Here is an 8,520-nt window from a genome sequence, read left to right as displayed (position 1 = left end):
GCCGACGAGATCCTCGCCGCCGTCAAACGCTTCTGCCAGAAAACAATGAAGCGAACTTCGGATTCAGGTGACTAGTTAATCTTGTCAATTCAGTTACGGTAAAAGATTCCAGTCACAAGAGCGTGATTGCAGATCAAATCCAAGATGACCCTGATGGCGAATCGACGATCAATTATCTGAACAATGTTAGGAAAACGCTTCGGCGGATTTTGTCAAATCACGCATCGTCGCTGGGCCTGCATCCCGCACTATATTTTTACTCAAAAAATGGCACCTTCCAACCAGCGGCTTTGCTCAGCTATGTCACTCTGTTCAATGATTGGGACACCAAAGAATTTAAGCAATTTACTTCAATCCGAGAGAAGTTTGAGAAATTTATCTTAACAAATTCAGGCGTAACCGAGGCAATAAAAACTCTAGGTAGTGGCGCTCGTAGCCGCCCACGCGTTGCAAATTTATATCGTGAGATCATAAGATTGCTGGTTGGCGGAAAAACCGTAGAAGAGGCTACAAATATCCTGTCAGAAAATGATCTCTATGATTTTCTCGTCAGAGTTGAGCCGGTCCGCGATCTTTTTGCCGCAGATGGAGCAGCGTTTAGCAGGGACATCAAAAGCGCAACTTTCCTAAAGGATGCTATTCCGAGTGCGCCGAGATGCCCCACCTGTGGAGGATACATGCACCGAAATGGCATGCAAACCGGTCATATTACTGCCCGTCGGAGCGGTGGGAAGGCCACGTTAGCCAATTCTGCCATACAACATCCGTTTTGCAACAGCACGGTCGCCAACTAAGTATAATAACGCCAAGTAAGTGGCGATTATCCCCTTCGCATACGTAACCGTCAGGAGAGGAGGATGACCTCTACCTGATCCCCCTTTTTCGCCGGGCCGCTATGGGGAGGGCGAATGATCAGTGCATTGGCGTTTGCGAGAGAAAGCAGCGCCGCGCTGTCCTGGCTGGCGCAGGGGCGCACATTGCCGTTTTCAACGATGGCGCGGATATAATTTGCACGGGCGGATGTGGCTGGCATGTCTTGCGTCAGAATTTTTGACGTCAATGGCGGCAATGGATCATTGGCTCCACTCATGTGCCGCACCAGTGGGAGCAGGAACAGCGTTGCCGTGACAAAGGCGGAAACCGGATTACCGGGCAGGCCCAGGAACAAAGTTCGATCCTTGCGCCCGGCAATCAGCGGCTTTCCTGGACGCAGCGCAATGCGCCAGAAATCCACCGACCCGCCCACCGCCTCAAAAGCTGGCTTGACCAGATCATGATCACCCACGGATGCGCCGCCGGTGGTCACGATGATATCAGCCGTCAGAGCACGGCGGAAAGCATTCGTCTGCGCCGCCAGATCGTCGGGAATAATGCCAAGATCATCAATCGTGACCGGCATCCCTGTCAGCATCGCGCGCAACATGACGCCATTGGACGCGGGTAAATCGGCGGGGCGCCCCTGCATTCCCGGTTCCACCAGTTCATTTCCGGTAGAAAACAGCGCCACCTTTATCGTGCGATGCATCGGCAATATGCTGTGGCCGCCAATGGCCGCCAACGCCAGATGTCGTGCACCTACTTTGCTGCCCTTGCCGAGCAACAATGTGCCGTTTGCGAAATCCGATCCCCGCGCACGCACATGCTTGCCTGGCCTGTCGGGGCCTTCACCCGTCAAAACAAGCTGGCCTGCACGAATTTCCGCCTCTTCCTGGACCAAAACGCAATCGGCACCTTTTGGCATGGCTGCACCTGTGAAAATGCGAACAGCTTCATGGGTGCCCATTTCGAGCGCACAATCGCCGCCTGCCGCGCTTTCGCCGATAACCGTCCAGGGGCCAGGCAGGCCGGCATAACGGATTGCATAGCCATCCATCGCGGAAAGGTCGCTCCATGGCTGATCGCGGAGAGCCATGAGGTCGCAGCTGAGCCATCGGCCATGGGCTTGCGCAAAGGGGAGGTCATCCGCTTCGACGGCGCTGGAGAGAGAGAAAAGCCGCTGCTGGGCCTGTTCAACGTCGATCAGGCTCACGACCCGCGCGTCCACTTGCCTGACTTGCCGCCTTCCTTTTCCAGGAGAGAAATATCACTGATAATCATGGACTTATCAATAGCTTTGGCCATGTCATATATGGTAAGAAGGGCAATGCTGACCGCCGTCATCGCCTCCATTTCCACCCCTGTCTGTCCGCTGGTTTTCGCCGTTGCAATCGCAATGACGCCCGCATCGTCGAGACGAAGATCAATGCTGACGGAGGACAGGGGCAGGGGGTGGCACAGGGGGATGAGATCGGACGTCTTCTTCGCCGCCATGATCCCGGCGACACGCGCGACGGCCAGCACATCGCCTTTTTTGACAAGGCCTTGTGCAATGGCACGGCGTGCCTCGCCTGACATCGAGATCCGTCCACTGGCGATAGCCTGCCGCGCAGTCACCTGCTTGCCTGACACATCGACCATGTGCGCACTGCCGTCATCGTCCAGATGCGTCAGTTTGCTCATCGCCCGGTCAACAACGCGCGCGTTGCCGCCTCCACGTCCGCCTGCCGCATCAACGCTTCACCAACGAGGAAGCAATGCACACCGTGTTCCGCCATGGCATCCAGGTCCGCTTTGCCGCTCAAGCCGCTTTCGGCAACGAAGGTGCAATCTTTCGGTGCGTGACTGACAAGTTCATATGTTCTGGCAAAATCGACTGTGAAGTCTCTTAAATCACGATTATTTACCCCGATCAGGCGCGACTGGAGTTTAAGCGCGCGTTCGAGTTCATCGGCGTCATGCACCTCAACCAGCGCGTCCATTCCGCATTCGATCGCAGCGGCTTCTATCTCGGCCATCTGCCCGTCATCCAGTGCAGCCACGATAATCAAAACAGCATCGGCACCGATCGCCCGCGCTTCATGTATCTGCCACGGATCGATCATGAAATCCTTGCGCAGGACCGGTAACGAACAGGCCGATCGCGCAGCCATCAAATAATCTTCATGCCCCCGAAAATACGGCGCGTCGGTGAGGACGGAAAGGCATGCCGCCCCGCCAGCCTGATATGCCTGAGCATGCGCAGGCGGATCGAAGTTGGCCCGGATCAAGCCCTTGGACGGGCTGGCCTTCTTGATTTCGGCAATAAGAGCGTGTCCAGTTCTTGCAGCGCTATCAAGCGCATTGCGAAAACCACGTGGAGCACTTTGTTCGGCCTTGAGCGCATTGAGCGTGGCAAATGTGATCGCTGCCTTGCGGTCGGCTACTTCCTGACGTTTGGTAGTACAGATTTCGGTCAGTTTGTTGGTCATTTATACGCAATCCAGCAATTCAACAGCGCGTTGGCGAGTCCCTTGTCAATGGCTTCGGCGGCTTCCCCGACACCGGACATCAATGTGTCCACCTCACCCGCTACCATCAATGCGGCGGCGCTATTGAACAGGACGGCATCACGATAGGGGCCGGGTTCGCCCTGAAGCAGTTTCGTCAATTCCGCCGCGTTATAGGCGGCATCGCCCCCCCGGATGGCCTCAACCGGGTGGGATGGCAGCCCCGCCTGATCAGCGGAAACAGTATAGGACATGGTAACGCCATTGGCCACCTCAACAACATGATTCCCCCCGCCAAGCGAAAGTTCGTCCAACCCTTCGTCCCCAGCTACCACCATGGCGCGTTCCGTACCAAGCAAGCGCAGCGCTTCGGCATAAATAGGGACATAATCGGGGCGAGCTATCCCAATGAGTTGCCGTTTGACGCCCGCAGGATTGGCGAGCGGTCCCATCAGGTTGAAAATAGTGCGTTCTCCGATCGCCTTGCGGATGGGCATGATGCGTTTCATCGCCGGGTGATGATGTGCGGCGAAGAGGAAGCAAATGCCGATGTCAGCCAGTGACTTTTCGGCCAGTTCGCCCGCGCGAGTGAGATCAAGGCCCAGCGCTTCCAGGGTATCGGCCGCCCCTGCCTTTGATGACGCCGCGCGATTGCCATGTTTCGCGACAGGGATTCCGCAAGCCGCAACAACGATGGCGACAGCGGTCGAAACATTCAGCGTATGGTGTCCGTCACCGCCCGTACCGCAGACATCAATGGCGTTTTCAGGTGCATGGATCGAGATCATCCGCTCACGCATGGCCTGTGCTGCTGCGGCAATTTCGATGGCGGTTTCGCCGCGATCGCTCAGACCCACAAGAAATTGTACGATGTCTTCATCTGGCACCGTGCCGTCCAATATCCCGGCGAAGGCGCGCTCGGCTTCTTCCCGCCCCAGCGGTTGTGATGGATCGGAAAGTGACGTCATGCCGTCGTGCGATCCTTCACGTCCATCCCCGCGATCCGCATGAAATTGGCAAGCATGGCGTGACCATGCTCTGTGGCGATGCTTTCAGGATGAAATTGCACACCGTGGATGGGTAGGCTTATATGGCGGAAACCCATGACCATCGTATCGTCGCTGGTCGCATTGACGATCAGGTCGTCGGGAATATCCTGCACCACCAGACTATGATAGCGGGTCGCGTTAAAGGGAGAGGGAAGATCGGCAAATAACCCCGTGCCGTCATGGCTGACTGGCGATGTTTTTCCGTGCATCAACCCACCACGCACCACCGTACCGCCGAAATGCTGCCCAATCGCCTGATGCCCCAGGCATACGCCAAGCAATGGCTTTTGCGCATCGGCGCACGCCGCGACCAGATCCAGACTTATCCCTGCCTCATTGGGTGTGCAGGGACCCGGCGATATGAGAAAGGCCTCCGCGCCAGACGACAAGGCTTGCCCTGCCGACATGGCGTCATTGCGGACAACCTCTACCTGCGCACCCAACTCCATCAGATAGTGGACAAGGTTCCAGGTAAAACTGTCATAATTGTCGATAACGAGAATCATGAAACTGCCTTAGCGCCATGCGCCCATGTGAACCAGTACGAGATCACTGGCCAAATCCCGGTTCCTTCGCCAGCGCCATCGCTTCCCGTGCTGCCGCGATCAGCGCGCCAGCCTTTGCTTCACATTCCCGCTGTTCATATTCAGGGACGCTATCAGCTACGATGCCCGCGCCCGCCTGCACATGCATGATGCCGTCCTTCAGCACTGCCGTGCGCAGGACGATGCAACTATCCATATTACCGTCGGGGGAGAAATACCCGACGCCGCCTGCGTAGGCGCCGCGGGTTTCGGATTCCAGCTCGGCAATAATCTCACAAGCGCGCACCTTTGGCGCGCCGCTCACCGTTCCGGCAGGAAAACCTGCAAACAGAGCATCGAGCGCATCCCGTTTGGGATCGATCTGCCCCACGACATTGGATACGATGTGCATGACATGGCTGTAGAATTCGACATTGTAACTGTCGGTCACGCTTACGCTGCCTGCCAGCGCCACACGTCCTACATCGTTGCGGCCAAGGTCGAGAAGCATCAGATGTTCGGCCCGTTCCTTGGGGTCGTCCAGCAGGCTGGCCTTGTTTGCGGCATCCTCTGTTGCGTTCTTGCCACGCGGGCGCGTACCGGCAATAGGGCGGATGGTGACTTCACCATCCCGGACGCGGACCAGTATTTCCGGGCTGGACCCGATGAGGGCAAAGCCGGGAAGGTCGAGGTAATAGAGGAATGGTGAAGGATTGATCCTTCGCAGCGCCCGGTAAAGCGCAATAGGCGGCAGCGGGAAGGGCGCCGTGAAGCGCTGCGCCAGCACCACCTGAAATATGTCCCCGGCGGCGATATACTCCTTCGCTTTCAGTACCATTTCACCATAATGACCGGGAGCCAAAACGGGCGACACCGACAGTTCACCAGCTACCGCCCCAGCCGCTAAAGCCACAGGAAGAGGCGCGGCAAGCCGGGCCGCCGTCGCATCGATCCGTTCCAGCGCTGCCGTAATCGCCTGGTCCATATCGCCAAAGCTTCCCGCCCACACCGGGGCTACCAGAAACAGCGCGTCAGCCAGCCGGTCAAAGATCAGGATCACGGTTGGACGGACGAACAGCATATCGGGTAACTGCAACGGATTTTCGGAGGGACGGGGCAGTTTTTCGACCAACCCGACCGTTTCATATCCAAAATAGCCGACAAGACATGCAAGGGCAGAGGGCAGGGCTTCGTCAACTTCGCACCGGCATTCTGCGACCAGTTGGCGTAGCGATTCCAGGGCTCCTGCATCCTGAGGGACAAAGGCCGTGCCATCAGTTGCCCATTGCCGGTTGATTTCCGCCGACTGTCCCTGCGCGCGAAACACCAGATCGGGTGCCAGGCCCAGCAGACTGTAACGCCCGCGTACCGCGCCGCCCTCCACCGATTCCAGCAGAAAATCACCCCGGTCCGGTTCGATCAGCTTGAGCGCCGCCGAAATCGGCGTGTCAGTGTCGGCAATCTGCCTTTTCCATACGAGCGCGGATTCGCCCCGGCCCAGCGCTTCCCGGACGGTATCGAGCGCAGCCTGCATCATTGTCCGGTGGTCGCGCCGCGAAGCTGTTGCTTTACCTTTGCGATTGCGGCTTCATTCTTTTTGACGCCCACCTGCTGACGGGTAGCAAGGGCGAATTGTTGTGCATATTCATTGCCGGCAACGCGTGACATCTCTTGCTGGACGGCTTTGATAATGGCGGGCTGCTTACCTGCATCACCGCGCTGAATCTTGTCGAGAGTTACGATGAAATAACCTTGGTCCTGTCCAGCCTCCAGCGTTTTGGTACTGCCTTCCGCCATGCTGAAAAGCAGGGCAAGTGGCGGGGGCACCTTCTGGCCGGCGCGGGCGATGTCTGCACGCTTGCCGCCAATCTCCTGTACAGGTGGGACCTTCAGGCCCGATTCACTCATTGCTTTGGAAAAATCGGTTCCCTTGTTGATTTTCGCGACGATTTGATCGGCAATGGTCTTGGCCTTTGATGCCGCACGGTCCATCTGGAATTGCTGGACGATCATATCATGCACCTTGTCCAGCGGCGGCGGGGTCGCTGCCTTGACGTCAGTGACATCAACGAGTGCATATAGCGCTTCGGGCTGGACCGTCACCATCTGCGGTTCGTCGTCCAGCTCCATGTCAAATGCCGGCTTTAAAAGCGCCTGCAACTCTTCAGGGGCCTGATAATCTGTCTTTTCGATGCTTTTTCCGCCTTGCAGAATGGGCGGCGTCGCCTTGATAGCAAGGCTGGCGTCCTTTGCGAATTCATCGAATGTAGTGCCCGCGGCTATCTGATCTTCGGCGCGCGCAAGGAAATCCGACATGGCTTCCGCCGCCTTCTGGTCCTGCAATGCCGTCAGGATTTCCGCGCGAACGGTTTCAAGTGGTTTTGCTGGAATAGTCGTGATGCCTGCAACACGCACGACATGCCAGCCAAGCGGCGATTTGGCCAATGGGGCGATTTCATGATTGGCCGTCGCGAAGGCTGCCTTGGCAACGGCACCCGACGTTTTTTCCGCATATTGCTGTTCGCTCAGGTCGCTCAGCGTTGCAACTGCCAGTCCTGCACTTTTCGCGGCATTGGCAAGGCTCTCGCCGCCCTTTACCTTCTTGGCAATGGTTTCCGCGGCAGCTTGTGTCGGCAGGATAATCTGTTCCAGCGTGCGGTTTTCACGCGCGGCGTAATTCGCCTTGTTCTGTTCATAATAGCCCTTGACCTCAGCATCGCTCGGCTGCGCATTCTTTTCGAACCGGGCCTTGTCGATCAGGACATAGCGGAACTGGCGCTGTTCGGGCACCGTGAAGCGATCCGCATTACGCCGGTAAAATTCGGCCAATTCCTGAGGATTGGGCTGATCGTTGCTCATCAATAGCTTGGAAGGAACGATGGCGATGCGCCCCTCGCGCGCTTCCAGCAGCAAGGAAGCATACGGCATCGCCATGTCCTGCGATATTTTGCTGCCCAATCCGATGGGGGTCAAAAGCTGCCGCGAATAAAGATCGCGGCTAATGTCCTGACGCAACGCCGCGTCGGTAATTCCCTGACGCCGCAACAGATCCCGGTATAGTTGTTCACTGAATTTACCGGAGGCATCCTTGAACGCAGGGATACTTGCGATTTCTCCATCGATCAGTCGTTTGCTGGTCTGCATGCCCTCATCATTGGCAAATTCAGTCAGCGCCATGCCATTGATCAACTGATCCAGGATATTTTCCATCCCGCCAGAGGCCAGAAAACTGGTCATTTCCAGATCAGGCGCTTGCTGTTTCTGCCGATCGAAGACCATCTGTGTGCGGCTTTGCAGATCGGCAGAGGTCAATGAATCGCCGCCAACCTCGGCAACGGTTCCACCATTGCCACCGATTCCGCCAAAGCCGTGTGATCCGGTTATATCGCCTGCCGCAAAGGCTATGGCCACCAACCCTATGAACAGGAAGGTGATAGCCAGACCAATCTTCGAATTGAAAAGACGGCGAATAAGACTGATCATGATATATCCACAAATAAACTGCAGGGCGTAACGGCTGCCCGCTTTAGGATGGAGCGGGCATGGCTTCAAGCACGGACTCTATGGCCTAGTCACCTGAATCCGAAGTTCGCTTCATTGTTTTCTGGCAGAAGCGTTTGACGGCGGCGAGGATCTCGTCGG

8 protein-coding genes are annotated in these 8,520 nt (G+C 56.8%); 1 reads left to right on the top strand and 7 read right to left on the bottom strand.

The window, feature by feature from the left end:
* The first annotated feature begins 122 nt into the window (after window positions 1-122).
* The gene (locus L3X40_RS20125; RefSeq protein WP_237367174.1) at window positions 123-794 is read left to right on the top strand and encodes a hypothetical protein; all 672 of its coding nucleotides are present in this window, start codon (window positions 123-125) and stop codon (window positions 792-794) included.
* A gap of 50 nt (window positions 795-844) precedes the next feature.
* On the opposite strand, the gene L3X40_RS20120 is transcribed toward L3X40_RS20125, so the two are convergent.
* Genes L3X40_RS20120 through L3X40_RS20090 form a run of 7 tightly spaced genes read right to left on the bottom strand, consistent with a single transcriptional unit; the run spans window position 845 to window position 8,361 of the window.
* Window positions 845-2,029 carry a molybdopterin molybdotransferase MoeA gene (locus L3X40_RS20120; protein WP_237367173.1) on the bottom strand — a complete coding sequence of 395 codons (1,185 nt, stop codon included), beginning with the start codon at window positions 2,027-2,029 and terminating at the stop codon, window positions 845-847.
* Entirely contained in the window at window positions 2,026-2,499 is a 474-nt protein-coding gene (gene moaC, locus L3X40_RS20115) for a cyclic pyranopterin monophosphate synthase MoaC (protein WP_237367172.1), read from the bottom strand. The genes L3X40_RS20120 and moaC overlap by 4 nt, the downstream gene beginning before the upstream one ends.
* On the bottom strand, window positions 2,496-3,287 hold the full coding sequence (gene trpC, locus L3X40_RS20110; protein WP_237367171.1) for an indole-3-glycerol phosphate synthase TrpC: 792 nt from the start codon (window positions 3,285-3,287) through the stop codon (window positions 2,496-2,498). The genes moaC and trpC overlap by 4 nt, the downstream gene beginning before the upstream one ends.
* Window positions 3,284-4,273: an anthranilate phosphoribosyltransferase gene (trpD, locus tag L3X40_RS20105; protein ID WP_237367170.1), complete on the bottom strand. Its 990-nt coding sequence runs from the start codon at window positions 4,271-4,273 to the stop codon at window positions 3,284-3,286. Before trpD ends, trpC begins: the two co-directional genes overlap by 4 nt.
* On the bottom strand, window positions 4,270-4,860 hold the full coding sequence (locus tag L3X40_RS20100) for an anthranilate synthase component II (RefSeq protein ID WP_237367169.1): 591 nt from the start codon (window positions 4,858-4,860) through the stop codon (window positions 4,270-4,272). Before L3X40_RS20100 ends, trpD begins: the two co-directional genes overlap by 4 nt.
* Before the next feature lie 43 nt (window positions 4,861-4,903).
* The gene (gene trpE / locus L3X40_RS20095; protein WP_237367168.1) at window positions 4,904-6,415 is read right to left on the bottom strand and encodes an anthranilate synthase component I; all 1,512 of its coding nucleotides are present in this window, start codon (window positions 6,413-6,415) and stop codon (window positions 4,904-4,906) included.
* A complete protein-coding gene (locus tag L3X40_RS20090; protein WP_237367167.1) occupies window positions 6,412-8,361 on the bottom strand; it encodes a SurA N-terminal domain-containing protein in 1,950 nt (649 codons plus the stop codon). Before L3X40_RS20090 ends, trpE begins: the two co-directional genes overlap by 4 nt.
* Window positions 8,362-8,520: the final 159 nt, after the last annotated feature.

This window comes from Rhizorhapis sp. SPR117 (assembly GCF_021742065.1).
Note: the sequence above shows the minus strand (reverse complement) of the source record. Positions and strands in the feature narration are given on the sequence as shown.

Coding starts and splice junctions, on each gene's coding strand:
- moaC (WP_237367172.1), bottom strand. CDS start 2,499: ATGAGCAAACTGACGCATCTGGACGATGACGGCAGTGCGCACATGGTC.
- trpC (WP_237367171.1), bottom strand. CDS start 3,287: ATGACCAACAAACTGACCGAAATCTGTACTACCAAACGTCAGGAAGTA.
- trpD (WP_237367170.1), bottom strand. CDS start 4,273: ATGACGTCACTTTCCGATCCATCACAACCGCTGGGGCGGGAAGAAGCC.
- L3X40_RS20100 (WP_237367169.1), bottom strand. CDS start 4,860: ATGATTCTCGTTATCGACAATTATGACAGTTTTACCTGGAACCTTGTC.
- trpE (WP_237367168.1), bottom strand. CDS start 6,415: ATGATGCAGGCTGCGCTCGATACCGTCCGGGAAGCGCTGGGCCGGGGC.
- L3X40_RS20090 (WP_237367167.1), bottom strand. CDS start 8,361: ATGATCAGTCTTATTCGCCGTCTTTTCAATTCGAAGATTGGTCTGGCT.